This is a genomic window from Klebsiella sp. 141251 (assembly GCF_050600725.1).
In the GTDB taxonomy this organism is placed as follows: domain Bacteria; phylum Pseudomonadota; class Gammaproteobacteria; order Enterobacterales; family Enterobacteriaceae; genus Klebsiella; species Klebsiella aerogenes.
This window is the reverse complement of sequence record NZ_JAQIRG010000007.1, coordinates 37,803-64,033: the sequence shown is the minus strand read 5'-3', so window position 1 is coordinate 64,033 and position 26,231 is coordinate 37,803. Positions and strand designations below refer to the sequence as shown.

Below are 26,231 nucleotides of genomic sequence, written 5' to 3'. Positions count from 1 at the left end.
TTTACTCACGCGCTTATCCCCCACGTCGCCGTTTCAGGAGGGGAAGGGCATCGCATTATCAACAGAAAAGAAAAGCTAAATGCGTAATCAGAAAACTGAAACCAGAAATCAGAACGGAGCCAGTGAAAAACAACAGGCGCACTGGGGCAGCGTGTTTGCTATGACGCTGTGCGTCTTCGCCCTGATTGCCTCCGAATTTATGCCGGTCAGCCTCCTGACATCGATGGCGCAGTCCCTGAAGGTCACCGAAGGTATGGCCGGGCAGGGAATTGCCATTTCCGGCGCGTTTGCGGTGATGACCAGCCTGTTTATTTCCCGACTGGCAGGCACGCTTAACCGAAAAACGCTGTTGCTTGGCCTGACGTGCATCATGGCTCTTTCCGGGGGCGTCATTGCGATGGCACCTAATTACCTGACCTATATGACCGGCCGGGCCCTGATTGGCATCGTGGTCGGCGGGTTCTGGTCGATGTCGGCGGCGACAGCGATGCGCCTGGTGCCGATGCATCGTGTTCCGCTGGCCCTGGCCATTTTTAACAGCGGCAACGCGCTGGCAACCGTTGTGGCCGCGCCTCTGGGCAGCTGGCTGGGTTCCGTCATCGGCTGGCGGGGAGCCTTCTTCTGTCTGTTACCCATTGCCATCGTCGCGTTTATCTGGCAACTGCTCAGCCTACCTTCCATGCCGGTTACCCGCCAGCCTGCGGGGGCCGGCAACGTCTTCGCACTGTTACGCCGCCGGGTGGTCATGTTGGGCATGCTGGGAGTGGGGATCTTCTTTATGGGGCAGTTCACGCTCTTTACCTATATCAGACCTTTCCTTGAGACGGTCACGAAGGTAGACGCCTCAGCGGTGACTCTCATCCTGCTGGTTATCGGGATGGCGGGTTTCATCGGCACCACGCTGATTGGCCGGGTATTGAAGCGCGGATTCTACTCGACGCTAATGGCGATTCCCGTGCTGATGGCGATCGTCGCGCTGGCTCTGATCGCGTTTGGCAGCCAGGCAGCCATCGTGACGGCCTTGCTCGGGCTGTGGGGGTTTATTTCAACCGCCGCGCCCGTGGGATGGTGGGCATGGGTTCCACGCACGTTCCCCCAAAATGCCGAAGCGGGCGGCGGGCTGATGGTGGCGATGGTGCAATTGTCCATTGCGCTGGGATCCACCGTGGGGGGCCTGCTGTTCGACCATCATGGCTACCAGAGCACCTTTCTGGCCAGCGCCGCGATGTTGATTATCGCAACCGTACTGATTTTCCTGACCTCACGTGCAGACGCGTCTGCCGATGGTCTTTCATCACACTCGTCCTGACAAGGAAACTATCATGAATAAATTTGCGTTAGCCCTGGGAATGTTCATCAGCGCATTTGCCGCCTCGGCGGCGGATATGTCCAGAGGCGCTGATAACTTTTATAAAAGCGAAAAAGTGACGCAGCAGAAAGTCACTTTTAAAAATCAGTATCAAATGAACGTGGTTGGCAATCTGTTTGTCCCGAAAACGTTAAATCAGAACGCCAAAAACCCGGCGATCGTCGTTGGTCATCCAATGGGCGCGGTCAAGGAACAAAGCGCAAACCTATACGCGCAGAAGCTGGCGGAGCAGGGGTTTGTTACGCTGGCGATCGATCTCTCGTTCTGGGGGGAAAGCGAAGGCAAGCCGGGGCACCTGATTTCACCAGAAATCTACGCGGATGATTTCAGCGCGGCGGTGGATTACCTCAGTACACAATCGTTTATTGATCCAGAAAATATCGGCGTGCTGGGCATCTGCGGTAGCGGAAGTTTTGTCATCAGCGCCGCGAAAATTGACCCGCGTATGAAAGCTATCGCCACCGTCAGTATGTATGACATGGGCGCCGCGTTTCGTAACGGCCTTAACCACTCCCAGACGCTGGAACAGCGTAAGGCCTTTATCCAGTCGGCCATTGAGCAGCGGTTTGCCGAGTTTAAAGGAGGAGAGAAAGCATACATTCCGGGCACTGTGAATAAGCTGGACGCTTCCACGCCGGAAATTCAGCGCGAGTTCTTTGATTTCTACCGTACCGAACGCGGCGGTTATACCCCGCAGGGCGAGAAAGAGGAACTGACGACAAAACCGATGCTGAGCAGTATCGGTAAGTTTATGAACTTCTATCCGTTCAATGATATTGAAACCATTTCGCCGCGTCCGATGCTCTTTATTACCGGTGACCAAGCCCATTCAAAAGAGTTCAGCGAGGACGCCTTTAAACGCGCCGGTCAGCCTAAAGAGCTGTATGTCGTTCCGGGGGCAGGGCACGTCGATCTGTATGACCGCACGGACGTGATCCCCTTCGACAAGCTGACGGACTTTTTCCGCAACAACCTGAAATAACGCGTGGAAATGGGTTGTATCAACAGCTACCGGCCTTCGGGTCGGTAGTGGGGCGTAATTTAAGCAAAAGGACAAAATGCTGCCGCATCACTGAGAGTTGAAATGTCTGTGTAGTGCCAGGAGGGGACATTACAGAGATGGCTGTGTGGTGTCACTTGCGGGGGTTACATGATTTACCTGTAATCAAGTGCCATAGCAAACGGGCAAATATTCTTGAGGCTGCGGGGAAGTGCAGCCTCAGTGATATGACTGTGGAAAGCGGTTTATTATTTCTTTGCTGCTCGAATCAGGCCGTCAAGCCATTCCTGATGACCATTAAGCATTGGGTTCGGGCGGGTATTGGCCAGATCTTTTGCCGGGACTCCGTTCTGTGTTTCCTGCGTTAGGATACGGACCCTATGACCGGAAAGATCCTCCAGTAGCCACGCATGATGGACATCGAGTCGTTGAGCGGTATCTTTTTCACCGGCCCATCCGTGCCATGCCAGGCGAGCAGGTTTACCCTCAGCAGGTGGAACAAACTCCACAACCTGAGCTTCAACTGGGAAACCAAACGTGCTGAAGTAGAAGCGAACCCCATTTTCCAATTCTGGACCTTTGTTGTCATAAAAGCGCACATCGGCGGAATTTTTATAGTATTCCGGCCATAGCAGTGGCTGACACAGGAGCGGCCAGACATCATTGACGTTCAGACCTGAGATGATCATTTCATTAGAAACAAAGTTATCGGTAAAACCCGGAATAAAGCCTTCAGGCCAGTTAATCGCGTTCATAAATTTCTCCAATTGCTATAGTTGAGTGTACTGCGTGTGTCATTACGGCAGTAACGTGATGACAGTGATTATTGGTGCAATGGAGCTATAAGGCGAGTTGTCATTACTTATATTCTTAATAAGATAAATTATATCAGGGCGCGGGATGTTGGCTTACTTCTGCGCATAAAGCACGAATCCACTGATGACTTGGGTCACGATGGGTTCGCTCATGCCAGGCCATGCTCTTGGTAAAGCCGGGTACTTTCAGGGGCAAAGGGAGAATGATGAGATCGTTGTTAGTCAAGACCATGCGGTGAGGTACAACTGCAATCATATCAGTCACTTGCAATATATCAGGTATCACCTGAAAACTGTTAACTGACATGCCTACTCGTCGTGTCAGACTGAGCTTAGCCAGTGCTTCATCTGTAACACCGGTGAAGTTACCTTCTGATGACACCAAAATATGTTCCTGTTTGCAAAATTGTTCGAGCGTCATTTCCGAACTCGCTGCCAGAGGATGATGACGTCGTGCTACGCAGACATAATCTTCTTCATAGAGCGCTCTTCCATGCAGGTCTTCGGGGGTTGTTTGCGGTGTTATCAAAGCCAGATCAACTTCACCCCGAGACAACTGCTGATACATTCGCTCATTGTCCACGGGCCGCACGGCGATTTTAATATTCGGTGCACGTTGTTTTAGCTCAGCCATCAACGGAACGACAACAGCCTTAAGTGCATAGTCCGTTGCTACGATGGTATAAGTCAGCTCCGCCGCCATAGGATCAAATTGCTTTGGTTTCAGCATGATAGCGATATCGGTGAGTATTTGTTTCACCGGCATAGAAAGTTCGGTGGCCCGCATTGTGGGAACCATACCGTGACTGGTGCGAACAAAAAGGGGATCGTCAAAATAATCACGCAAGCGAATAAGCATGCCACTGACGGCAGGTTGTGTCAGGGAGAGGCGCTGCGCAGCCCGGGTCACGCTTCCTTCATCCAGTAATGCATCAAGGGCCTTAAGAAGGTTAAGGTCGAGGGTTCTCATATCATTTTTCATAGTGAAGTAGCCTGACAGATAAAAAATTTTAATTCAGGCTAAATGCTCGGGAAAAGGTTGTCTAGAAGGTTTATGAGTGTTTTCCTTTTGGTGATCTTTTAGTTTTGGCTGGTAACCTTTGTAAAGATAAATCCGCTCTTCGCTTACGGCAGACCTGAGTTTGTCCGCTCCGTGCCAGAGGCGGACGTTGAGGAGAATGTTATTTTGATGCGAAATATTTGCGTAATATTTTTTCTAATAGCGAGAAAACGACCGTCACCCTTTTTGGAGTAATCAGCTGGTAAGGCCGATATAAATAAAATTGCCATTTCTCCTGTCGCAGTTCTGGCAGTGGGGGAACAAGTTGGCCGCTTGTTAAGTACTCCCTACAAATAAAATCGCTGGATTGTACAACTGTTTTCCCGGCCAAGGCAGCCTGAATTTCGGCGTATGGGTCTGTTGTATAAAACTCGATATGACGAGGGACAAAAGTATTCACTGCGTCACTCATAAACTCAAATAATTTTCCTGTATCAGGGTTAATTAAACCACTAAATGGATAACGCTGCCGAAGATCTTCTAAATCAGTTGGTGCTCCCAGGCGTGCAATGAGTTCAGGGGATGAGACTAAAATATGTTCAACTTGCCCGATGTTTTTAATGATAAAGTTAGGATTAGGTTCTCGCCCTACGCGTATACCTATATCGATACGATGCTCTATAGTATCAAGTTTCATCATATCTAAACGCCAGTCGATAAATAACTCAGGATAGGGACGTAGTGCAGTCAATAGTTCATACAATATTTGTTCATGATTTGGAAATCGAAGTAATGTGATACGAACAATACCCTTCATTTCATTATCATCTTTCGCCGTCTGAAATAGTTTTTCAGAATCCTCCAGCAGTCGCTTCGCTTGGGGTAAAAATAGCTCGCCGAAACTGGTGAGAAAGATCGAACGAGTATTGCGTTTGAAAAGAGGTTCACCAAGTTGTTTCTCCAGCTCAGCGACTGTCCGCGTGACTACTGATGGTGAAACCGACAGCTTGGTTGCTGCTTCGCGGAAGTTCAGGGTATCAGAGGCGATGATAAAAAACTTTAGAGCATCAAGTTTGTTCATGATTGTTGTGAAAATTGCAATAATGTATTTTGATAATAGCAATTAATTTGCAACTATTCCAGTCATATAATCGAACAATCAAATAAGTAACCTGTCTTAATTTTTTATCAGAACTCAAAAGAGTAAATTATGTCAATTCAACCAGTAGAGTTAAACAAAGCCTATCGTTTATTGCAGATCGGGCCAACAACAATGATATCGGCTAAAAATGATGGCATTGAAAATGTCATGGCAGCGGCTTGGGTGGGATTAATAGGCAATAACAAAGTGATGGCTTTTATAGGTCCACAGGCATTTACTCGTGGGCTTGTAGAAAAAAGCGGATATTACGTTGTCCAGATCCCAGTAGTAAATCAGATGGAAATGGTTTTATATGCTGGGGGCAACAGTTATTCTGACACACCCGATAAAAACAGTAAAATTCCACTGTTTTATCAGAAAGAGTTTGATCTGCCTTTAGTTGAAGGTTGCGTTGGTTGGCTAGTCTGTAAGGTCATACCCAATGAAGAAAATGAAAAGCAGCACAACTTGTTCATGGGGGAAATTGTCGGAGCATGGAGCGATGACCGCGTTTTCAGAAATGGGCACTGGATTTTTGATGATGCGCCTGATGAATTACGTACTGTCCATTACGTAGCTGGCGGACAGTTTTACGCCATTGGCAAAGGTACAAAATTTAATTATGGTCCAGGAAAAGACTAATCCTTACCTCTGTCTCAATGTAGCCATATAACATGGCTACATTGAGGTAGTAGCATAAAAAAATAATTAAGATGTCCGCTTCTCGTTCACTGCGGACCTCCAGCTAAGTTCGCCTTGTCATAACAGGAAAGCCCATTATACACGTGTATAATGGGCTTTCCTGTGCTGATTCGTTGGCTTGCTTCCCTTCATTATTAAGTGATGCCACCATTGAGAACCTGTTCCATAGGTAAGCATGACAGCTCTTCGCTCACAGTGGCCTTTCTGCTCAGTGAATCCGTCCACTCCGTGCCAGAGATAACCTCTTGATCTCAATAATAAATGGCATCTAATTTGTCCTGACTGATGCGGGATGACAGCACCTGATGGCTCTATTTTCGCTCGCTGTATCTCGGCAAGGTATCCGCTTTATCCTGGCTGTAACCATCAATAGTTTGAGGAGAGGGGATAAGTACCGTTGTACTTTTATCATAACTCCTGCTTTTGAGTTTCATATATTAAACAGAGATCAAAACCACGTACACCCATACGACGGCCTTATTACAGCAGAGCACAGAATCCGGGCACAATAAAACAATCTAAGCCGCTGAGGGCAGGTCAGTTGTATATAGGCGGTTTGAGCACCTGTGGAAAAATTGAATATTTAGCGCTGTTTCGTCAATACCCAGAAGCCCAGAAGGATAATAGTTTACCTGTGTAGAGCAAATTGCACCCTGACCATATGAAAAGGGGGTAAAAAGTGTCATATCGATATGGAATGGATTCGTATGAGTCTCAGGGGCATTATAGCGGAATACCATATCACGTTGAAACATGTGCAAGAGCTGACTGCAGAGCTTAAAAAAAGAAAATATTCACTCGATTGGATGAAGTGAATGCCGAAGCCAGACTTAGCTGACCTGGTGGCGGGTTTACACACAGATATCGGAGCTCGTGATATCTGTGTGTGAAGTTTTTAAAGCTGATGTTCCGGAATCCGGGCGATAACCTTTATCTCAAAATCAAATCCCGCCAGCCAGTTAACCCCCACGGCTGTCCAGTTGGGATATGGCGGCTTCGGAAAAACGGTTTGTTTCACCTGCATAATGGTTGAAAACTGACTCTCCGGATCGGTATGAAAGGTTGTCACATCGATAAGATCTTCAAACGAACATCCTGCGGCGGTAAGAGTGGCCTTGAGGTTTTCAAAGGCACGTTCTACCTGCGTTGCAAAGTCGGGCTCAGGACTACCATCTTCCCGGCTACCCACCTGACCGGATACAAACAGTAAATCACCAGAGCGGATCGCAGCAGAATAACCATGCTTCTCATAGAGAGCGTGGCGATTCGCCGGGAAAACAGGTTTCGGTTGGTTCATAACGTATCCTTTTTTCGGATGTGTGAAGCCGTGCGTGACATAAATAAATCAATTAATATACGCAGTGTATGTAAACTTAACCACACATACGCGGCGTATGTCAAATTTCATACGCTGCGTATATTGCAAGGAGTCCGCATGGCTGCCAAACGCCGCGCCGAAACGATGGAAGAAACCCGCACGAAGTTGATTACAGCCGCACGAAAAGCCTTTGCCGAAAAAGGGTTTGCAGCAGCATCAATGGATGATTTGACTGCCAGCGTTGGCCTGACGCGTGGGGCTCTGTACCATAATTTTGGGGACAAAAAAGGGTTGCTTGCCGCTGTGGTTGCCCAGATTGACTCAGAAATGGCACAAAGTGCCAAGAGTGCAGCGACACAGTTCAGGGATGACCAGCAAAAGCTTCTGGCTGAAGGGATAGCCTATATCAGAATGGCTCTGGATGAAGAAGTCCGGCGTATCGTTCTGCTTGATGGCCCGGCTTTTCTTGGCGATCCTACGAAATGGCCGAGTCAGAACAACTGCCTTGACGCCACCCGAGAGAGCATTTCAGATCTGATTGAACGCGGCTTAATCAAGCCGGTAGATGTGGATGCTACCGCCTGGCTGCTAAATGGAGCTGCACTGAATGCCGCTCAGTGGGTGGCTGCCAGTGAAGATCCGCAGCATGCTTTACCAAAAGCGATTCAGGTTTTCACCCTGCTGGTAAATGGCCTGCTGGAAGAGGGCAAGCACCCATAACCTCCATTCTCAACCTGAAGGTTCGTTAATAAGTTGAGCTCCGTGCCGCTTGTTCCGGCTTCGATTCTCTCGGGTCAGTAATTCAGTCTGAAAATCACATAAGGCCGGTTCAATACGGCCTTCACGAATCTTGATAGTAAAGAATTTTGTGTAGCAATGTTTTACCAGATTTTTCGGACGTTACAATACAGCCAGCCCGATTGTGTATAAACAGGCCCGAGAAGCTAAACTCCACCTTTCATTCATAGAGATCGTACGGCTATTCAGGCAGTCCGCGTCGCGCCAGAAGCGGATATTGATAATTTGATCAATTAATTATTCGATGCGTTTAACATCTGGATGACGTTCGGTTGCAGCTTCATGGAAAATATCATCTAACCAGCCTGCAATTTCATCTTCTGCCAGATCATCTGGAATAACAACGTCATAGATACGGGAATACTTTCTTTCTGTCAGATCTACTCGAAAAACCAACCAGCACTCATTCTTACGCAGAATGCCAAGGTATCGACCAAAGACATTATAAACCAACATGTTATACCTCCAGTAATGTCAATCAAACCACACGTTATATTACTTCGAATAAGAAAGGCAGAGAATAAATCCTGCATTCGTTAGAGGACAACATCTTCTTTTGTCATGACAGTTCTGGTGATCCTGCATGCTGACCGCTTCGTGCCAGGAGCGGACGTTTATGAAAAGGGTGATAGATAAACATCAGCAATTTTATCTCCGATTACAGCACCTCAACCACTTCGAATTCTTCTGCGATCAACTCCATATCCTCAGAAAAATGACCTTCACGGATGAAAAATCGCTGATGCTCTTTCTTCCAGTATTCAAGACTTAAATCGCCTTCACCCTCTTTGCGAGCGAACTCCTCATTAATATCGCAAAAACGCACCAATTGTAGCGAAACCAGCCGGATCACGCATACCGGGACATTCTGTCCATCAAGAATTATGTTATAGCTGCCAATCCTCGGAGCAGATTCTTCCTGTTGGTAAGAGGCAAAAGATCCACAAGAGGCCGTTTTGATTCCTTTTTTAATAAGGTTAGCAAGCTCGCTTGCCAGTTCTGGACTGTCTCCCATTTGCCAGGCCCCTGCGCCTGGATATTTCATTTCTATTTCCCTAAGCTTAACCATTAATGCATCTGCCTAACCGTTGATGAAAAAAGTAATAATAGTATTAGCGTTAATGGGGTCACCATTAACAGTAATACGTTACCTCAGATAGTGTGGTTTGCTCTTCGCTCAGACTGGAGCTTAAACTCAGTTGGTTCATCCGCGCAGTGCCAAAAACTGCCCCTGACTGCTTGTTAACCGCGCCTCCTATTGTATAGATATTTTCTGTACATCAAGATACATTGAGATAGCTATTTAATGGCTTAAATAGTAATAGACACTAAGTTCAGGAAGGAAAAGTGCTGATGCCAATACCTATTCTCTATACAGAACGCTTACTGTTAAAACCATTATCCTCAGAAGATGCCTCACAAATTCAGATACTTTATCCTCGCTGGGAGATTGTTCGGTACATGGTCTCATCAGTACCGTGGCCCTATCCGGGTAATGGCGCCGAGAATTATGTCAATAACGTTGCCTTGCCTGATATAGCAAATGGAATCGCTTGGATCTGGACTATTAGGCATCGTGAAACACCTGACAACATGGTAGGTTTAATCTGTCTTTATGATGTTGAGGATAACAACCGAGGATTTTGGTTATCTCCGGAGCATCAGGGCAAAGGTTTTATGCGTGAGGCCTGTAACGCAGCTACAGATTATTGGTTCAATTCCTTAAATAAGACTATATTGCGTGCGCCGAAAGCGGCTCTCAATAACCGCTCCAAACGTATCTCACAAAGCAGTGGCATGCGGCTCATTAGGACTGAAAAGAAAGCATATGTCAGCGGTCTGCTGGATTCCGAGCTATGGGAAATCACACGTGATGAATGGAATGCTCGTAAAGGTGGCTGATAAGCTGATGGCATGTCCGCTAAGCGCTCCCAGCGGACCTTCAGCTTCGTTAACACGTCCGCTATGTGCCAAAAGCGGAAGTTAACTACGGATAAAATTCAGCGCCCCACACCCAGAGCCGCTGCATAACGGCAATAAGCTACACTTGTTCATTATTTCCACAACAGGAAAGCCTTCCGCTGCTTCAACGGTGTGTGTTTGACATCGCGCAGTTGGGACATTTTGATCAACAACGAGCATGGCCAGCTAACGATGAAATTGATACTTGTTCGACACGCAGAAACAGAGTGGAATTGGGAAGGAATTATTCAGGGGCACAGCGATAGCTCCTTGACCTGTCGGGGTTTGCGTGAAACATCCCTCCTACTAGCAGCGTTTAGTGCAAGTGAGTATCAAATAGAGCGTATTTACGCTTCTCCGCTTGGGCGTGCCTGGCAAATGGGGCAAAGCCTGGCTGAACACTTTCATTGTTCACTGACGGCTGAACCGGCCCTTAAAGAGCAGGCCTTTGGTCAGTTTGAAGGTATGCCGTTAGAACTACTCAGACAAAAACATCCAAACTATGCAAATGCATTATTCAGGCTTGATGCAGATTATTGTCCACCAGGGGGGGAGTCACTGGCGCATGCTTCTCAGCGAGTTATGCGTTTTTTACAAAACCTGGAAGATACTTCATCACATCAACAAACAATATGTATTGTGTCTCACGGGCATGTCAGTCAGGGCACTCTGGCAATTCTTAAAGAAGGGACTGTCGATAGTTTCCCTCGCTATGCTCATCCCAATGCAAGTTATTCTGTTATCGACCTGATTAATGGAAAATGTATTGGCCTAAAGTGGGGGATTGCTACACATTTACGTCACCTGAATTAGTGGCTACCTTCCAGGCATTGAAAACCCATCCTGCCAGAGTCATCATTATTTAAGCACAATGTTCACTCCTCGCTGTGAGTTCAACGGGTCGATGCAACGCTATCCTTAATCAAGGGGGGACGTTGCTATGAAACGAAGAACTCGGATTAACTTACCCGCGTTGTGCCGGATGCGGGCATCGCAAACTCATGCTCTTCTGATGACGTGGGTGCTAAAGATAATTGTCCACCCATTGAAACCTGACTTTTTCACACTGACCCAATCAATGATTCCAGCCTAATTTAGGTAATGGCATAATCAGGCTGGCGAAAGTGAGGGTGAAAATGGATAAAACAGCGAAAAATCAGATAGTAGATAGCGACATTGCACAGTTATTACTAAAGCACAGGAAAGCTCGTAACTGGACGGTAACGGAGCTTGCTCAACGCTCAGGCGTGAGCCAGGCGATGATTAGTAAGATTGAACGAGGCGTCTCCAGCCCCAGCGCGACTATCCTTAGTCGTTTAGCGAACGCCATGAATATTACGCTATCAAAACTTTTCGCCGAGCTTGAGCAACATCAGAACTCGCTGGTTCGTTTCGCTCACCAGCAGCAGCATTGGACAGATGAACAATCAGGCATTATTCGTTGGACATTGTCCCCGGCGGGCGCCAGTCCGGAACTGATAAAAGTTGAAATCCCTGCAATGGGTCAACTGACGATCCCCGCCTCCGCTATTGAGCATCTTTGCGGGCAAACACTTTGGATGCTGAGCGGCAACCTTGATTTTAGGGTCAATCATCAGACTCATCATTTGCAAGCGGGTGATTGTCTTGCTCTTACCTTTGCAGGCGAGTGCCAAATGACTAACCCGGATAGCGAACAGAACTGTACATACATCGTTGCGTTTAGCCAAAAAAACAGATGATATTTCCCCTGGCAAACGGTTAGACGCCATTCCCTTTACGCAGGTGCAGCAGGGGATAAGGTCTTCCCTGACTATCCTGCCCGGAGCGCCCTGAAACCTGGAAGCCCATATGTTGATAAAACCCGACGGCCTGTTGGTTTTGTTCATTGACGTCGACGCTTAAATCAGGATGAAGAGCAAGGGCATGGGATATCAACAGTTTGCCGACGCCAAACCCGCGAGCAGCAGCATCTACGAACAGCGCCTCCAGATGACCATCATGTAAAAACATAAATCCGAGTGGAAGGTCTTCATCATTTGTCGCTACCCATACAGGGGTTTCTGAAAAAAAACCGACCACCTCTTTTTCGATCTCTTGCCGGTCATGTGTTGTCAGAAAATCGTGCGTAGCATCTACAGAACTTTTCCAAATCTGGATGATGTCTTCCGCTTCAGAAGGTCGTGACATTCTGATTTTTATCATTTTATTTTCCTTAAAGTGGACATGGTTTGGGGTAATTACCTACAAAAATAACCCCATTAATTTACTATGGTGTAATTAAATTCACAATAGTGATGATGTCGCCATGTCTATCGTTGCTAGACTCACTTTCAGGTGCAGAATGCCACGACCGGCTCTGGCCAGATAGCGCTCGAACTGGCGTACAAGCTGTTCGAGCGTATGGAAAGCCGCGATGAGTTCCGATTTATTGTTGTGGAGCTCACCCTATGCATGTCCTCAAGGTCGTAGTCACTGCCCCGGCTATGAAGCAGACTCGCTACAAGATAGTCGAGTAAAGGGCAATGGATAAGGCCTTTCAGGCCGATGCGTTCTACTGACTCAGAAATCTTTTTTACGGAAGCTATCGCGGATGGCGTCCCCCATCAGACAGGTCAGGTTCATCCAGGTAGGCTCGACTGCGAAATTCGCCATGTTTCCAGCCATATTGTCGAATGCTCGCTTGTTGGTGTACAGCATGTGCCCTGGTGACATAAACTTTGCCTCCATGATCGATTTCTCAACGTTCTCGTAATTGAGTAGGTTGCCAAAGTTGCCGCGACCAGAAACGAACGTCTTGCCTGCCTCATTTCCACCCCAGGTAAGATAGGGGTTGAGAAAAATGAAGGACGGCATGCTGTTGATGGCGACCGCACCATATTCCAGGTCAGACACCGCTTGCTCGAGTAATTTCTGATGGGCCTTTCTGGTGTCCTCATCGATAAGTATCGCACTGGCGAGCGTGCCCAGGAGCTGGGTGTTGGCGAACTTGACGGCGCCAGGGAGGAAGTGCGCGGCATTGGCTGGCAGGTCTAGCGGCACCTCAGCGAGCACCAGGCTGAACGCTTCATGTGAAGTGGCGTAGCCACCGGGCTCAACGTCTGTTAGTAATATGACGTCGGAATGCGGATACTTGCCGCCCTCGGGGCTCAGTACTTCCGCATCGGGATAGGCCTGTCGAAAACCATCCACGACCTTGTCGGCGCCGGGGTAGTACATACCCATGGCCGGAGTAGTCTCCGAGATAGCGACCCGCAGCGCGTCGAGGAATTCCTTGCGCTGCGGCCAGTGTTTGCTTGTCACCAGAGTCTGGGGACGACCGCAGTTCGCGCCACCATTGAACTTTGCCATGGTGGCTATCTGCACTGCCTGATGCTCAATTTCCTTCTTTGTCCATGGCCGGTCGCCCGGCACGATGATGCATGGGTTATTGCCGCCGCATTCGGAGATAAGCGGCGTCTCTGTCGCTGACATGATAGCCTCGGCCGTTGCGGTTCCACCTGTAAAGTAGATCCGGGAGAGGCGGGGATCTACTGTCAGGTCTTGTCCCCGATCGGCATCGCAGAAGCTCAGAACGCGCCGATCGATCAGCGGCTGCATGATCTTCGCCCAAATCCTGTCGGTTTCTTCGTTCAGGTGATGCGGTTTGTGTACGACTGTACAGTTCTCGAAGAAGATCGCTTTCAACACCTCGAGCGCTGAGCTGTAGTTGCCGGCACCCAGCACGGCAATAATACCCGCGGGCTTTTCCATCGGATTGATTTGTTTCGGTGCGCCTTTCACACGGATGCGACTCTTCTGATCCGCGTACATCAACTTGTCCTTCCGCTCCTGCGGAAAGACATAAATATCGTAGAGATCCTCACTCACTTTTTCCACGCTCAGCGGCTGTGGCATCTTGTCGTCGAGAATGGATTCATAAAGGATGATGGCTGCCGAGACGGTACTCGCCATAGGAACGACGGTAGCAACCTTTGACATTGGGTATGAAAAAAGAGGCGCACCGAGGATGCCATTCTTCATCTTGCTGTCGGCGAAGGCGAGGTCATCACCGTACTTCTTCAGGTTTGCACGGATTTCCTCCAGCAGACGCAAACGTTCTGCGGGAGATGTTGTGGTCCATTTTTGGGGATCCAGTTGGTCGATAGCTTCGGTAGCATTCATTGGGATTTCTCTATTGTTCAGATTGGACCGTCAGGACTGGTGGAACGTGTCCTGGCTGGTGTGATGTTTTCATCTCACTATAGGAAGCAAGCCGCGACAACGCTCTGGCAATCCGCGCCAATTTTAATGCGAGAGATGCCAGCACAGGGAGTGAGTCGCGGATGTTACAGGTTGGCGCAACGTGCAGTCATTGTGGCGCGGTTTGACGGGGGTTAAGCGCATGACTGCTCTATACTCTGAGCGTCGGTTGAATGAGCAATAGTGACGGAGTGCTGAAGGTGCAAAACAAAACTTTTCCCATGGATATTGGCTGGCTGGCAATACTGAAGGACTTAGGTGTTCAGCCTGGCCATGTATTACGTCGGGCCGGCCTTCCAGACGATTTACTCTCCCGTACAAGACAGGGGCTTTCTGGCGAAGACTATTTTCGTTTCTGGCGCGCTTTAGAGGCTGAGGCAAGTGATGCCATTTTTCCCTTACGCCTCGTCGAGACTCTCTCGGCTGATTCTTTCAACCCACCGCTGTTCGCTGCCCTGTGCAGCACGAATCTGGTACAGGCTATGCAGCGCCTCGCCAAATACAAGCAACTTGTGGCGCCCATGAGCCTTGAAGTCAATACGGGTGACGCAGGCGAGCTGGTCGTGACGCCTCGCTGGTTGTCGATACAAACCGCGGTACCTCACTCGCTGCAAGTGGCCGAGATTGCGTTTTTCGTGCGACTAGCCAGACTGGCTACCCGTGAGCACATTAAGGCGCATCGCGTTATCCTGCCGGAACTTCCGTCCAGTCGTTATCTCCGGCGTTACGAGAATTTCTTCGGCGTACCTGTGCAAAAGGGAGAGTATCCAGCAATCGCTTTCGCCGCTGTGGATGCTTTGCGTCCATTCCTCACGGTCAACGAAAGCATGTTTCACGCGTTCGAACCCGATCTTCGTCGACGGCTCAGTGAACTTGATTCGACGGCGTCGACGGCGGAACGCGTGCGTGCTGTCTTACTGGAGCTGTTGCCTGGTAACGCGGCTACCATTGAGAAGGCCGCGGAACGACTGGGTTTGAGCAAGCGTACGCTTCAACGTCGGCTTGAGGAGGAGGGGGAAAACTTTCGCGCCCTGGTCAATATGGTGCGGGAGAGCCTTGCCCGACATTATCTGGCAAATACCACGATGTCCGGCGCAGAGATCGCTTTCCTCCTTGGATTCGAAGATCCCAATTCCTTTTATCGCGCATTCCAGGGGTGGACTGGAAAAACACCTGACAGCGTCCGTCATGCCATGCGCTTGAATTGAGGAAAAACACACCATGTCTAAACTTACCGAATAACGGAAAGTCCTGCTTGCTGGCGCCACAGGGCTGGTGGGCGGCTATATACTTCAGTCCCTGCTGGCAGGTCCCTGAGCGGTACAAAAGATTTTCACAAAGTCGTCCTGCCAAAGAAGGCCTATTTTGATGTCAATCCAGACAGCGTCAGATTCCAGGGAGAAGCTAAGCCTCTCCCTGAATTTACCCTCAGGCGTTAGCCGCCGCCTTTAACCGCGCTTTCATCAAACTATAGGTCGTCCAGGCGTACCGTTCCGCCCAGTCCTGGTCGGCAATGGCCTCGACCTTCACCGCGCAGTACTTGGTTTCCGGCGTTTTCGAGATAGGATCCAGATTATCCTGGGTCAGCTCATTACAGGCGCCGACCCACCACTGGTAGGTCATGTACACCGCGCCGGGGTTGATACGCTCGCTGAGATCGGCGCGAGTCATCACTTTGCCGCGCCGCGAACTCACCCAAACCAGCTGACGATCGGCAATACCTGCCCGCTCGGCATCGGCAGGGTGCATCTGTATCCGGCCCGGTTCGTCCGCCAGCGACTGCAGCGCGGCGCAGTTGCCGGTCATTGAACGGCAGGAGTAATGTCCGACTTCGCGCACCGTGCAGAGCACCAGCGGGAAATCATCGTCCGGCGTTTCCGCCGGCGTGCGCCACGGCGCGGCGAACAGTTGCCCTTTGCCCGATGGGGTATCAAAGTGATTATCCTGATACAACCACGGCGTACCGGGGTGATCGAGCGTCGGGCACGGCCACTGCACGTGGCCCATATCGCCCATTTTCTCCCAGGTTACGCCGTAGAACAGCGGGCAGAGTTCACGCATCTCATCCCAGATTTGCTGGTTACTGGCGTAATGCATCGGATAGCCCATCTCGCTGGCCAGCAGGCTGATAATTTCCCAATCGCGTTTCACGTTACCTGTGGGAGAAATAGCCTGCTCGAAACGCTGGAAGCCGCGGTCGGCGCAGGTAAAGACGCCGCCGTGCTCGCCCCAGGACGTCGCCGGCAGCAGTACGTCAGCCACTTCCGCCGTTTTGGTCATAAAGATATCCTGCACCACCACGAAATCCAGCGCCTCCATCCCTTTGCGTACCAGACCCAGGTCAGCCTCGGTTTGCAGCGGATCCTCGCCCATGATGTAGTAGGCTTTGATTTCTCCCGCCAGCGCTTTATGCGGGACTTCGGTGATACGAGTGCCGATTTGCGTATCCATCATCGCCGGATCGATGCCCCAGGCATTGGCGAATTTGGCGCGCACCGCGGCGTCGGTGACATCCTGATAGCCCGGGAACTGGTTGGGTAATACGCCCATGTCGCAGGCGCCCTGAACGTTATTTTGTCCGCGAACCGGGCCGACGCCGACGTTAGGCCTTCCGAGGTTGCCGGTCAGCAGCGCGAGGCTGGCGAGACCACGAACGACATCAACCGCCTGGCCGAACTGGGTTACGCCCATTCCCCACATAATGGTGGCGGAAGGGGCGGCGGCGAAGGTACGCATCGCCCGCCGGATAGCCAGCGCCGGGACGCCGACCAGTGCTTCCACGGCTTCGGGAGAGTAGTCTTTCACCGCTTCGCGGTAGGCCTCCAGCCCTTCGGTATAACGCTCAACGTAATCGTGGTTGTAGAGATTTTCCTCCAGCAGGACGTGGGCGAAGGCGTTGACCAGCGCCATATTGCTGCCGTTGTTGAGTTGCAGATGCTGGTCGGCGATGCGGGCGGTTTCAATGCGCCGCGGATCGCAGACGATGATTTTCGCGCCGTTATCGCGGGCTTTGAGCACCCGTCGCGCCACGATAGGGTGAGAATCGGCGCAGTTGTAGCCAAAGACCAGCAGGCATTTTGAGTTCTCGATATCGCTTATTGAGTTACTCATCGCGCCATTGCCGAGTGAAGCCTGCAGCCCGGCGACCGACGGCCCGTGGCAAACGCGGGCGCAACAGTCGACGTTATTGGTATTGAGTACCGCTCGGGCGAATTTCTGCATCACATAGTTGGTTTCGTTACCGGTGCCGCGGGACGATCCGGTGGTCATGATGGCTCGCGGCCCGTACTTGGCTTTGATCTCGCTGAGCTTAGCGGCGGTGTAGCGAATCGCTTCTTCCCAGCTGACCGGGGTGAACGGGCCGCCTTTCTGATAACGAATCATCGGTTGCTTGAGGCGAGGCGTGAGAAGCTGCGTGTCATTGAGGAAATCCCAGCCGTAGTAGCCTTTCAGGCATAGCTGGTTTTGATTGGTGACGCCGTCGGCGGCTTCGGCGCGAATGATTTTATCATTTTCGACAACCAATTTGAGTTTACAACCCGCCCCGCAATAGGGGCACACGCTGGTAATTTTATTCATCAGTAACAGACCTGTTAACAGTGAAGATAGGGCGATAGCGCGCCGGGCCCGGCAGGCTACCGTCAGCAAACGCGCGACATCGAACGTCGTGCGATGCAAATCGATTGCATAATGCGTGCCAAAGTGAAAATAGCGCTGATGACGGGGGATGAAGGTGATGAAGACGTGGGAAAATCACTGACGTCGTCACAAGTGACGATGACGCGGGACGCCGTAGCTGACGATCGCCCCGCGGGGACTGAGATTAAGCGTTAACTTCCATATTTTGCTGCAGTTGGTTCAGCGTCTCTTGCGACATGCCGGCCTGCCGCGCGGCGGCGCAGATCGCCTGCCAGCTACTGGCATCGAGCGGAATACCGTTTGCCAGCCGCTGCTGACGATTGGCCGCTTCCCACTCACCAGGCGCCAGAATAGGCGTATCGGCATCGTGCGGCGACTGTTTACACCAGTCGATAAAGGCCTCGGTTTCGCGCTGCATCTGCGGCGCATCGAAGGCTTCAGGGCTGAGAATAATGGTGGTCATGCAGTTGAAGATGGCGTCGACGCAGCCCTGCAGGCTGTCCTGATGGGTCGTTTGCCCACCCGAGACCGCGCCGCCGAGCACCTCGCAGAGCGTCGCCAGGGCATAGCCTTTATGTTGAGCAAAAGTGAGCAGGGCGCCAAGCGGCGAGGTCTGCATCACCGCCGGATCGGTGGTCGGTTCGCCGCGAGAGTCAATCAATGAGCCGGCAGGCACCGCTTCGCCTTTATGCCATGCGACGCGGGTTTTGCCAAAAGCGATGGCGCTGGTGGCGTAATCGAGCAGCAGCGGCGGATGGCCTTCACGCGGGAAGACCACGCAGAGTGGGTTAGTGCCGAAGCGACTATCTTTGCCGCGAAATGGCGCCACCATCGGGTCGCCGACGACGCTAACGAAATGAATGGATATTAACCCCTGCGCCGCGCATTGTTCCGCCCAGTAACCGATGCGCCCGATATGGTGAGCATTGCGCAGCGCCACGGCGGCGAGGCCGTGCTGTTTGGCTTTTTCAATCCCCAACTGCATGGCTTCATGGGCAACGACCTGGCCAAAACCGGCGTTGCCGTCGAGGGTGACGACGGCGCCGGTGTCTTTCATCACGCTGGCATGGCGGTTAAGTTGCAAAAAACCTTCGCTATGGGATTTTACGTAGCTCGGGATCATGCCGACGCCGTGGGAATCGTGTCCGGCAAGGTTGGCGGCGATCAGGTGGTCTGCGACCAGCGCGGCTTCGGTTGGCGTACTGCCCAGCTGCGTGAACAGGGTAGTGACGAAGTGGTGTAGCTCCGTGGGGCGAAATCGATGTCCTGTAGGCACGGATAGTCTCCTCGATGTATGTTGTTGTTTTGTTGCGTTTGCCGTTCCATGCTGCGCCGCAAGGCGCAGAAGATCAAGGAGCTAGCAGTAGAATTTAGGTTTAGACATAATAAATCGGTATGCTTGTTCGTGTAAAAAATAACCGATATATCATATGGATACGATCTTCTTAGCAAAGTGTTATTTAGAGAAGATAGTAAATAGCGATACCGCCTTTATTTCTTGAAGCTTTATATCTAGAGTTATATTTGTGACGCATTAAATGCGCACCAGGCATTCGCCTGCATACCAATAAATATGCCAGAGTATTTTCTTAATAGCATGGAAAACTAACATTAATGATATTCTACTTTATCATATAGAGGTTTATTATGCCGATTTCTGCACAGCAATTATCTAAGGTTGTTATTAATGAGTGGGATAGATGGGGAACCTACCCAGGAACGCCGAATTTAAAATCCCAACATTTGGAGTCACAGGCTAAGTTCTCGCCTATTGTTCATCAATACTGGCAATCTATAGGTGCTGCTTTGGACGGTACGAGCCCTTATGCATGGTCGGCTGCTTTTATTTGTTTTTGTATAAAACAGATAGGCTATACTGGCCATGATTTTCCACTAAAATCGTATCATTCCGAATATTGCGCCTATATCTATGCGGGGAAATATCCAAAATTTTCATTGTTAGATCCAGAACTTACCCCGGTGCAAGTAGGCGATATCATTTGTAAAAGACGGCCTGATGCAAATGGCAATTATCATGAGCCATTAACCTACTATAGTGCAATTTCTTTTTATAATAACATTCTTGTTGACGATAGTAATAATTTTGATTCTCACAGTGATATTGTTATTGAGGTTAACAATGGTACGATTTTAGCTGTAGGGGGAAACGTTAGCGATGCAGTTGCTTCATCAACCTATGATCTGACAAGTAATGGCGGACTGAACATGAATGATGCTCCTTTTTTAGCTATTATTAGAATAAACTCATAATAGAGCTAAGGTAAATGACAGGAGAGCATCAATGATGTTCTCCTGGTTTATATCCTAGTTCAGTTTGGTTTCGCATTTTTTCATTTCATTCAATAGCTCGTCGGTTTCCGCTTGAGACATGTTAGAGCCACTATTTTTATTATTTTTTGTAATGACAGGGGGTGGCATTTTATATGGGTTGTTAATAATGGCGATTAAACCAGAAATATCGGGGGTGCCGAGTACCATCGAATATTGCAACTGTCTTAACTTCTCTCTGACATTAGTTAATGAGTCCAGTGCTGCGTTACGAATGGCATGGTTATCAGGAAACCTACGGTCTTTGAAAGGAAATGTTGCCATATATAGACACTGCATCGCCTGAGAAGCCAAATCGTAATTATGCGATTGCACTTCAAGGCGGTATCGCTTGCTGTATAGGGTACCTGCCGCACCCACTGACGCGCCGGCAATCACCGTCTCAGGGGATTTAGTGGCTAGTCCGACAGCACTGGCCAGTAATCCGTAAAAGGTTATTTCATCTGCTGTTTGCGACTCCAACTTTTTGGTATCGGCAACGTGCTCCCATTTTATGGCGAAGGCTTTATATGCACCAACTACCTTTTTAAAAGAATCTAGACCATCGGCATAATTATGACATGTACGAGCGTTCTGAATACACTCTTTATCGGCATCAATAATCGGAACCGGGAGTGGTGAGCTGCAGGAGATAAGCATTGATAACCCGGACAACAACCAGTATTTCATAGTTAATGATGCTTGGTGGGGAGTAACGGGAATCCCGGAGTGGCTTTACCGGGCCAAATTTCATACCTGACGGCAATTTCATCAATTCCTCCATGTAGCGGATTTCCGCCTACCCCGAGCGCCTCTGCTGCAGCGATGCTTAATTCACCAATACCATTGCCGCTACTATCTGCAACCACACAATTTATAGATTTATCTTTCCATGTTACTCTCGCCTGGCATCCAATCACTGTGCCTTTTGTTTGCGCGATCACTATCATTGGTACGGCAATATAGAGAACTGTCGCTGCATCGATATAAGCTTTGGGGTCATCTAATGAAATATGTTGATAATGTAATGATGTTTTAGATGCAATAATTCCTTGCGGAAATATTTTTGGTTGACCATTGCCGTCTAAGATGGCATTAACTCCACTTGTAGGGTTTATTTTGTGGAATACACCATTGGAATCTATTTTTAAATTAAGGTTAACTAAACGATCGCTGCCTATTTCCTTAAACTGGTCATTTATTTGGTAAGCGGCGGGAAAACCGTTTTGCCCATTGGCGCCATCCGCATCAATACTGGCATCCGCCGTATAATAGACATACTCTCCTTCCTCAGTATTTTCAAGGTGTATATCAACCGGAATTTTGTGCTCTTTATGGACGACATAAAGTGTACCGATAATAGGCATGAGATTTGCTCCAGCTTAAATAGAGATAGATGACTTGTTAAAAGTAAACGGAATTGCACGCGCTTAAAATATTCAACATCAACAGACTGATAGCCGCAAATTGCTATCATGTTATTTATAAAAACGGTCAACGAAAAATACGGCAGATAAAAATGTTATTGTCGATTAAAATGAGTCTGGCACAAAAGCAAGAAAATACAATGCTGGCCGGTAAAAATAATTTCGCATAGTAACTTTATGTATTTATAAGAAATTACCATGATGACTGTATATGCTCGTTACTGAGACCCGCAGTTAGTGGTCGACTATAGGCGCTGGATAAACAGGCTTCAATACGCAGCATTAATCTGTGACCTCGCTCGCTGTTTTCACTACTCGCTGAATAAACTCCATAAACACCACTTTTTAAACTACACCACTGTCACAAAAGCTATAAAAAACCCGGCCCATGCGTTGCAGAGGTTCTTACAGCACTATATGTTAAATTTGTGTTTAATTATTGATGCTTAAGGGTTGATTTTATGTATAAGAAAATCGGTGGTTTAGTGGTTTCACTGACGACAGTCTTCTCGTACTCCGCGCTGGCGGAGGTGCCGCAGGGCTACCCGGCAGATTATCAAAAGGTCGTTGATGCCGGGGTGAAAGAGGGCAAAGTCGTGGTTTATTCCACAACGGACACCAAAGCGGCAGGGCCGTTAATTAAAGGCTTTGAAGCGCAATATCCTGGGATTAAAGTTGAATATAACGATATGAACAGCACCGAGCTGTACAACCGTTATATTAGTGAACAAGCCGCCGGCGGCGGGAGCGGCGACGTAGTGTGGAGCTCTTCCATGGACACGGCGCTGAAATTAGCCACCGATTATGCGCAAGAGTATGCCTCGCCGGAAGTCGGCAAGCTGCCGAAATGGGCGGTCTGGCAGCAAAAAGCCTACGGTACAACCTATGAGCCGGTGGTCTTTATCTATAACAAACGGCTGATCCCGCAAAATGAAGTGCCGGATTCACATACCGCATTGGCCAAACTTATCGCCGGGCAGGCTGATAAATTTAAAGGCAAAGTCACCACCTACGATATCGAGAAATCCGGGCTTGGTTTTATGCTGGCGGTGCAGGATAGCAAGGCTGACGGCAATTACTTTGCAGACCTGGCGAATATCGCCAAAGGCGGCCTGACGGTGCAATCCTCTACCGGCACCATGATGGAGCGCGTCTCCTCCGGTGAAAACCTGATCGGTTATAACATCCTCGGCTCCTATGCCGAAGCGCGCGCTAAAACCGACCGGTCATTAGGTATTGCCTATCCGAAAGACTACGTGCTGGTGCTGTCCCGCGTCTCATTTATCACCGCGGAAGCAGGGCATCCTAACGCGGCGAAACTGTGGTTCGACTACGTACTGTCGGAAAAAGGGCAAACGATTCTCGCCTCTCAGGGTGATATTCCATCAATTCGCAACGATATTGAAGGTAAAAATGATATCGACGGAATGACGAAATTACTGGGCAATGCCCTGAAGCCGATTCCGGTGGATGAAAGCCTGTTGCAATATCTGCAACCTAAACAGCGTCTGGAATTTATTAAGCAATGGCGTGCCGCCGCTGCGAAATAAAGTTATGGCTTTTGAAAATTCCCCCGGAATGCAGTCGGGGGAATGACCTTATCAGTGTTCAGTAAATAAGTACTCATATCTCTTCTTGATAATTTATCTCTGCACTTTGCCAGGGGAATTAAAGATGAACATTTTACGCAGAAAGTGGCAGGGACTACCGCGTGGCATGGTGGTATTGATTGCGGCGCTGGTGATTTACGTTCCGCTATTATTTATCGTGGCGCAAAGCTTTCTTTCCGCGCCATTTTTTGCCCGCTCAAAAGAGTGGAGCCTCGAAGCCTTCGGTTTTATTTTTACCGATCCGGATTTTTATCTGGCCTTACGCTCCGGATTTATTCTCGCCTTTGGTCTGGTCATTATCGCGATTCCGCTGGGCGGCATTCTGGCCTTTTTAATGGTTCGCACCGATTTACCCGGGCGACGTTTTATTGAGCCGCTGATCCTGGTGCCGATTTTCGTCTCGCCGATGGTGCTGGGCTTTGGTTACGTGGTGGCCGCCGGGCCGGTCGGTTTCCTGTCGCAGTGGGCGCAGGAGTGGCTTGGTTTTGTGCCGTGGAATATCTATTCGATGTTCAGCATCGTGGTAATCGCCGGTTTAACGCACGTCCCGCACGCCTATCTTTATATCTCCTCGGCGCTACGTAGCGTCGGTTCGGACGTGGAAGAGGCGGCGCGTACCGTCGGCGCCACGCCGCTGCAGGTGATGACCTCGGTGAGCTTGCCGATGGTACGGCCGTCCATTCTCTACGCCTGCGTGCTGCTGTTCTTCCTCGGCCTGGAGGTCTTTGGCCTGATGCTGGTGCTCGGCGATCCGGAGGGCAACATGGTGCTGGCGACCTATCTCTATAAGTTGACCAATAAACTGGGAACGCCTTCTTACCATCTGATGGCGGCGGTCGCGGTGGTGTTAATCTGCATTACCATTCCGCTGGTGATGTTGCAGCGCCGGTTGATGCGTACCGCCAACCGCTTCGTGACCATGAAAGGTAAAGCGTCGCAGTCGCGCGCCTTGCCGCTGGGGAAATGGCGTTGGGTCGCGGGCGCGGTCGTGGTGGCGTGGTTGACCGTGACCATCGGCGTCCCGCTGCTGGGCGTGGCGCTACGGGCCTTTATTTCCAATTGGGGCGTTGGCGTTTCGCTATGGGATGAGCTGTCGCTGGCGACTTTCCGCAACATCTGGCAGCAGCCGAACCTGCTGCGGGCGATCGTCAACTCGATGGCGATCGGGATTATCGGCGGCGCGCTGGCGGTGGTCTGCTATCTGTTTGTCGGTATCGCCATGCACCGTAAGCCGGATAACGTGACGCGTTTTCTCGACTACAGCGTGCTGGTACCGCGTGCGGTGCCGGGCCTGTTGGCCGGTCTGGCGTTTCTGTGGGTGTTTCTGTTTGTGCCGATGTGGCTCGATCAGTCGCTGAAAAACGGCTGGCTCTCGGCGCTGCCGGTCGCCGACTGGCTGCGCGAACACCTTATCGTGCAACTGCGCGCGCTGCGCAACACCATTTTCAGCGTCTGGTTGGCCTATACGGTGGTGTGGATGGCCTACGGCCTGCGCCTTATCTCGTCAACGCTGCTGCAGGTGGCGCCGGAGCTGGAGGAGGCCGCGCGCAGCACCGGCGCCTCTCGCGGGCAAATCACCCGCCACGTCACTGTTCCTCTGGCGCGCTACGGGCTTATCGGCTCCTGGCTGCTGATGTTCCTGATCTTTGAACGCGAGTATTCAACCGGCGTTTATTTGTTGTCGCCAGGCACCGAAACGATCGGTTCGATGCTGGTCTCTCTGTGGGCGGCGGGCGCCATTGATATCGTCGCGGCGCTATCGTTTATCAATATTCTGCTGGTGGTAGTCGGTCTGGGTATCGCCCTGCGCTTTGGAGTGAAATTACATGATTGAGTTATCGGTAGACAATTTACATCTGACCTATGGCGACAACCCGGTGCTGAAAGGGGTGTCGATGGAGCTCAAACGCGGAGAGGTGGTGTCGCTGCTCGGCCCTTCAGGCAGCGGGAAAACCACGCTGCTGCGTGCGGTTGCTGGTCTGGAGAAACCGACCGCCGGGCGGATCACCATTGGCAATAACGTGGTTTATGACGGCAGCCCGCGTAGCGAGATCCCGGCGGAAGAGCGTAATCTCGGGCTGGTGTTCCAGTCCTACGCCCTGTGGCCGCATAAAACGGTATTCGACAACGTGGCCTATCCGCTGAAACTGCGTAAGGTGGCCAGCGGCGAGATTAAACAGCGGGTGCAGAGCGTACTCGAGCAGCTAGGTCTGGGACATCTGGGCAACCGGCACCCGCACCAGCTTTCCGGCGGCCAGCAGCAGCGCGTGGCAATTGGGCGGGCGCTGGTCTATAACCCGCCGGTTATTCTGCTGGATGAGCCGCTATCCAACCTCGACGCCAAGCTGCGTGAAGAGGCGCGGGTATTTCTGCGCGAGCTCATTATTAAGCTGGGCCTGTCGGCGCTGATGGTTACCCACGATCAGAATGAAGCGATGGCGATCTCCGATCGCATTTTGCTGCTTAACAACGGCGTGATTGAACAGCAGGGGACGCCGCAGGAGATGTACGGTAACCCAGCTACTCTGTTCGCCGCCGAGTTTATGGGCAGCAATAACCGCCTGCACGGTAAGGTGACGGCGCTGGAGAACGGACGCGCGCGGGTTGAAGGCGCCAGCTGGGCGCTATGGGGCCGCGCGGGCGAGGGGATAAGCGTTGGCCAGCCGGCGACGGCGGTGATCCGCGTCGAACGCCTGCGACTTGACTGCTCGCCGCAGGATAACAGCCTGGAACTTCCGCTGCTGACCAGCATGTACCTCGGCGATCGGTGGGAATATCTGTTCCGCACCGAGGGCGATGACTTTGCGATTCGCGCCTACGGCACGGCCCTGCGTGACGCCGAACATTGTCACCTGACGCTGCCCGCGGACGATGTGTGGATCTTCCCGCAGCGATAAACTT

General features: G+C 50.5%; 24 protein-coding genes. 12 read left to right on the top strand and 12 right to left on the bottom strand.

Annotated features, from left to right (window positions below):
• Positions 1 to 79 precede the first annotated feature (79 nt).
• Together PGR09_RS16565 and PGR09_RS16560 are read left to right on the top strand one after the other, a co-directional pair.
• Complete coding sequence (locus PGR09_RS16565; protein ID WP_430916317.1) at positions 80 to 1,309, top strand: MFS transporter; 1,230 nt, start codon at positions 80 to 82, stop codon at positions 1,307 to 1,309.
• 13 nt (positions 1,310 to 1,322) lie between these two features.
• Positions 1,323 to 2,351, top strand: a complete 1,029-nt coding sequence (locus tag PGR09_RS16560; protein ID WP_047046608.1) for an alpha/beta hydrolase — start codon at positions 1,323 to 1,325, stop codon at positions 2,349 to 2,351.
• 266 nt (positions 2,352 to 2,617) lie between these two features.
• On the opposite strand, the gene PGR09_RS16555 is transcribed toward PGR09_RS16560, so the two are convergent.
• The 3 genes from PGR09_RS16555 to PGR09_RS16545 form a co-directional block, all read right to left on the bottom strand.
• The gene (locus tag PGR09_RS16555; RefSeq protein WP_045396209.1) at positions 2,618 to 3,124 is read right to left on the bottom strand and encodes a polyketide cyclase; all 507 of its coding nucleotides are present in this window, start codon (positions 3,122 to 3,124) and stop codon (positions 2,618 to 2,620) included.
• 133 nt (positions 3,125 to 3,257) lie between these two features.
• Positions 3,258 to 4,166 (bottom strand): LysR family transcriptional regulator, encoded by a 909-nt coding sequence (locus PGR09_RS16550; protein WP_032711470.1) that lies wholly within the window; start codon positions 4,164 to 4,166, stop codon positions 3,258 to 3,260.
• A gap of 199 nt (positions 4,167 to 4,365) precedes the next feature.
• On the bottom strand, positions 4,366 to 5,265 hold the full coding sequence (locus PGR09_RS16545) for a LysR family transcriptional regulator (RefSeq protein WP_032709936.1): 900 nt from the start codon (positions 5,263 to 5,265) through the stop codon (positions 4,366 to 4,368).
• A gap of 129 nt (positions 5,266 to 5,394) precedes the next feature.
• Between PGR09_RS16545 and PGR09_RS16540 the strand changes: the two genes are divergently transcribed.
• Positions 5,395 to 5,967: a flavin reductase family protein gene (locus PGR09_RS16540; protein WP_047046604.1), complete on the top strand. Its 573-nt coding sequence runs from the start codon at positions 5,395 to 5,397 to the stop codon at positions 5,965 to 5,967.
• A 955-nt stretch (positions 5,968 to 6,922) separates the two neighbouring features.
• Here the strand turns inward: PGR09_RS16540 and PGR09_RS16535 are convergent.
• Positions 6,923 to 7,324, bottom strand: coding sequence for a RidA family protein (locus PGR09_RS16535; protein ID WP_015705171.1), 402 nt, complete (start codon positions 7,322 to 7,324; stop codon positions 6,923 to 6,925).
• 138 nt (positions 7,325 to 7,462) lie between these two features.
• On the opposite strand from PGR09_RS16535, the gene PGR09_RS16530 reads away from it, so the two are divergent.
• Complete coding sequence (locus PGR09_RS16530; protein WP_015705172.1) at positions 7,463 to 8,065, top strand: TetR/AcrR family transcriptional regulator; 603 nt, start codon at positions 7,463 to 7,465, stop codon at positions 8,063 to 8,065.
• A 315-nt stretch (positions 8,066 to 8,380) separates the two neighbouring features.
• On the opposite strand, the gene PGR09_RS16525 is transcribed toward PGR09_RS16530, so the two are convergent.
• Complete coding sequence (locus PGR09_RS16525; protein ID WP_015366962.1) at positions 8,381 to 8,599, bottom strand: DUF7661 family protein; 219 nt, start codon at positions 8,597 to 8,599, stop codon at positions 8,381 to 8,383.
• A gap of 202 nt (positions 8,600 to 8,801) precedes the next feature.
• Positions 8,802 to 9,158 (bottom strand): ASCH domain-containing protein, encoded by a 357-nt coding sequence (locus tag PGR09_RS16520; protein ID WP_161798772.1) that lies wholly within the window; start codon positions 9,156 to 9,158, stop codon positions 8,802 to 8,804.
• Between the two features lie 338 nt (positions 9,159 to 9,496).
• Between PGR09_RS16520 and PGR09_RS16515 the strand changes: the two genes are divergently transcribed.
• The 3 genes from PGR09_RS16515 to PGR09_RS16505 all read left to right on the top strand — a co-directional run bounded on the left by PGR09_RS16515 (position 9,497) and on the right by PGR09_RS16505 (position 11,826).
• Entirely contained in the window at positions 9,497 to 10,045 is a 549-nt protein-coding gene (locus tag PGR09_RS16515) for a GNAT family N-acetyltransferase (protein ID WP_430916316.1), read from the top strand.
• A 252-nt stretch (positions 10,046 to 10,297) separates the two neighbouring features.
• Positions 10,298 to 10,918 carry a histidine phosphatase family protein gene (locus PGR09_RS16510; RefSeq protein WP_430916364.1) on the top strand — a complete coding sequence of 207 codons (621 nt, stop codon included), beginning with the start codon at positions 10,298 to 10,300 and terminating at the stop codon, positions 10,916 to 10,918.
• Between the two features lie 323 nt (positions 10,919 to 11,241).
• Positions 11,242 to 11,826 (top strand): helix-turn-helix domain-containing protein, encoded by a 585-nt coding sequence (locus PGR09_RS16505; protein WP_430916315.1) that lies wholly within the window; start codon positions 11,242 to 11,244, stop codon positions 11,824 to 11,826.
• Between the two features lie 19 nt (positions 11,827 to 11,845).
• On the opposite strand, the gene PGR09_RS16500 is transcribed toward PGR09_RS16505, so the two are convergent.
• Positions 11,846 to 12,289, bottom strand: coding sequence for an acetyltransferase (locus tag PGR09_RS16500; protein ID WP_316423612.1), 444 nt, complete (start codon positions 12,287 to 12,289; stop codon positions 11,846 to 11,848).
• Between the two features lie 357 nt (positions 12,290 to 12,646).
• Positions 12,647 to 14,248: an aldehyde dehydrogenase family protein gene (locus PGR09_RS16495; RefSeq protein ID WP_380378946.1), complete on the bottom strand. Its 1,602-nt coding sequence runs from the start codon at positions 14,246 to 14,248 to the stop codon at positions 12,647 to 12,649.
• Between the two features lie 278 nt (positions 14,249 to 14,526).
• Between PGR09_RS16495 and PGR09_RS16490 the strand changes: the two genes are divergently transcribed.
• On the top strand, positions 14,527 to 15,534 hold the full coding sequence (locus tag PGR09_RS16490; RefSeq protein WP_074165853.1) for an AraC family transcriptional regulator: 1,008 nt from the start codon (positions 14,527 to 14,529) through the stop codon (positions 15,532 to 15,534).
• 220 nt (positions 15,535 to 15,754) lie between these two features.
• On the opposite strand, the gene fdhF is transcribed toward PGR09_RS16490, so the two are convergent.
• Positions 15,755 to 17,905 (bottom strand): formate dehydrogenase subunit alpha, encoded by a 2,151-nt coding sequence (gene fdhF / locus PGR09_RS16485; RefSeq protein ID WP_380378948.1) that lies wholly within the window; start codon positions 17,903 to 17,905, stop codon positions 15,755 to 15,757.
• A gap of 244 nt (positions 17,906 to 18,149) precedes the next feature.
• Positions 18,150 to 19,241 carry a malate/lactate/ureidoglycolate dehydrogenase gene (locus PGR09_RS16480; RefSeq protein WP_380378950.1) on the bottom strand — a complete coding sequence of 364 codons (1,092 nt, stop codon included), beginning with the start codon at positions 19,239 to 19,241 and terminating at the stop codon, positions 18,150 to 18,152.
• 371 nt (positions 19,242 to 19,612) lie between these two features.
• Here PGR09_RS16480 and PGR09_RS16475 point away from each other — a divergent pair, with 371 nt between their 5' ends.
• Positions 19,613 to 20,236, top strand: a complete 624-nt coding sequence (locus PGR09_RS16475; RefSeq protein ID WP_430916314.1) for a DUF2272 domain-containing protein — start codon at positions 19,613 to 19,615, stop codon at positions 20,234 to 20,236.
• A 54-nt stretch (positions 20,237 to 20,290) separates the two neighbouring features.
• Here the strand turns inward: PGR09_RS16475 and PGR09_RS16470 are convergent, their stop codons facing one another.
• Positions 20,291 to 20,983: a hypothetical protein gene (locus tag PGR09_RS16470; RefSeq protein WP_047046589.1), complete on the bottom strand. Its 693-nt coding sequence runs from the start codon at positions 20,981 to 20,983 to the stop codon at positions 20,291 to 20,293.
• 2 nt (positions 20,984 to 20,985) lie between these two features.
• Positions 20,986 to 21,660 carry a hypothetical protein gene (locus PGR09_RS16465; protein WP_196796339.1) on the bottom strand — a complete coding sequence of 225 codons (675 nt, stop codon included), beginning with the start codon at positions 21,658 to 21,660 and terminating at the stop codon, positions 20,986 to 20,988.
• Between the two features lie 521 nt (positions 21,661 to 22,181).
• On the opposite strand from PGR09_RS16465, the gene PGR09_RS16460 reads away from it, so the two are divergent.
• From PGR09_RS16460 to PGR09_RS16450, 3 genes are all read left to right on the top strand, one after another.
• Positions 22,182 to 23,270, top strand: a complete 1,089-nt coding sequence (locus PGR09_RS16460; protein WP_430916313.1) for an ABC transporter substrate-binding protein — start codon at positions 22,182 to 22,184, stop codon at positions 23,268 to 23,270.
• A 124-nt stretch (positions 23,271 to 23,394) separates the two neighbouring features.
• Entirely contained in the window at positions 23,395 to 25,164 is a 1,770-nt protein-coding gene (locus tag PGR09_RS16455; protein WP_047046585.1) for an ABC transporter permease, read from the top strand.
• The gene (locus tag PGR09_RS16450; RefSeq protein WP_047050603.1) at positions 25,157 to 26,227 is read left to right on the top strand and encodes an ABC transporter ATP-binding protein; all 1,071 of its coding nucleotides are present in this window, start codon (positions 25,157 to 25,159) and stop codon (positions 26,225 to 26,227) included. The genes PGR09_RS16455 and PGR09_RS16450 overlap by 8 nt, the downstream gene beginning before the upstream one ends.
• The last annotated feature ends 4 nt before the right edge of the window (positions 26,228 to 26,231 follow it).

Bases quoted from the DNA above. Each gene is read 5' to 3' on its own strand.
- PGR09_RS16565 (WP_430916317.1), top strand. From the start codon at position 80: ATGCGTAATCAGAAAACTGAAACCAGAAATCAGAACGGAGCCAGTGAA.
- PGR09_RS16560 (WP_047046608.1), top strand. From the start codon at position 1,323: ATGAATAAATTTGCGTTAGCCCTGGGAATGTTCATCAGCGCATTTGCC.
- PGR09_RS16555 (WP_045396209.1), bottom strand. From the start codon at position 3,124: ATGAACGCGATTAACTGGCCTGAAGGCTTTATTCCGGGTTTTACCGAT.
- PGR09_RS16550 (WP_032711470.1), bottom strand. From the start codon at position 4,166: ATGAAAAATGATATGAGAACCCTCGACCTTAACCTTCTTAAGGCCCTT.
- PGR09_RS16545 (WP_032709936.1), bottom strand. From the start codon at position 5,265: ATGAACAAACTTGATGCTCTAAAGTTTTTTATCATCGCCTCTGATACC.
- PGR09_RS16540 (WP_047046604.1), top strand. From the start codon at position 5,395: ATGTCAATTCAACCAGTAGAGTTAAACAAAGCCTATCGTTTATTGCAG.
- PGR09_RS16535 (WP_015705171.1), bottom strand. From the start codon at position 7,324: ATGAACCAACCGAAACCTGTTTTCCCGGCGAATCGCCACGCTCTCTAT.
- PGR09_RS16530 (WP_015705172.1), top strand. From the start codon at position 7,463: ATGGCTGCCAAACGCCGCGCCGAAACGATGGAAGAAACCCGCACGAAG.
- PGR09_RS16525 (WP_015366962.1), bottom strand. From the start codon at position 8,599: ATGTTGGTTTATAATGTCTTTGGTCGATACCTTGGCATTCTGCGTAAG.
- PGR09_RS16520 (WP_161798772.1), bottom strand. From the start codon at position 9,158: ATGGGAGACAGTCCAGAACTGGCAAGCGAGCTTGCTAACCTTATTAAA.
- PGR09_RS16515 (WP_430916316.1), top strand. From the start codon at position 9,497: ATGCCAATACCTATTCTCTATACAGAACGCTTACTGTTAAAACCATTA.
- PGR09_RS16510 (WP_430916364.1), top strand. From the start codon at position 10,298: ATGAAATTGATACTTGTTCGACACGCAGAAACAGAGTGGAATTGGGAA.
- PGR09_RS16505 (WP_430916315.1), top strand. From the start codon at position 11,242: ATGGATAAAACAGCGAAAAATCAGATAGTAGATAGCGACATTGCACAG.
- PGR09_RS16500 (WP_316423612.1), bottom strand. From the start codon at position 12,289: ATGATAAAAATCAGAATGTCACGACCTTCTGAAGCGGAAGACATCATC.
- PGR09_RS16495 (WP_380378946.1), bottom strand. From the start codon at position 14,248: ATGAATGCTACCGAAGCTATCGACCAACTGGATCCCCAAAAATGGACC.
- fdhF (WP_380378948.1), bottom strand. From the start codon at position 17,905: ATGAATAAAATTACCAGCGTGTGCCCCTATTGCGGGGCGGGTTGTAAA.
- PGR09_RS16475 (WP_430916314.1), top strand. From the start codon at position 19,613: ATGCCGATTTCTGCACAGCAATTATCTAAGGTTGTTATTAATGAGTGG.
- PGR09_RS16470 (WP_047046589.1), bottom strand. From the start codon at position 20,983: ATGAAATACTGGTTGTTGTCCGGGTTATCAATGCTTATCTCCTGCAGC.
- PGR09_RS16465 (WP_196796339.1), bottom strand. From the start codon at position 21,660: ATGCCTATTATCGGTACACTTTATGTCGTCCATAAAGAGCACAAAATT.
- PGR09_RS16460 (WP_430916313.1), top strand. From the start codon at position 22,182: ATGTATAAGAAAATCGGTGGTTTAGTGGTTTCACTGACGACAGTCTTC.
- PGR09_RS16455 (WP_047046585.1), top strand. From the start codon at position 23,395: ATGAACATTTTACGCAGAAAGTGGCAGGGACTACCGCGTGGCATGGTG.
- PGR09_RS16450 (WP_047050603.1), top strand. From the start codon at position 25,157: ATGATTGAGTTATCGGTAGACAATTTACATCTGACCTATGGCGACAAC.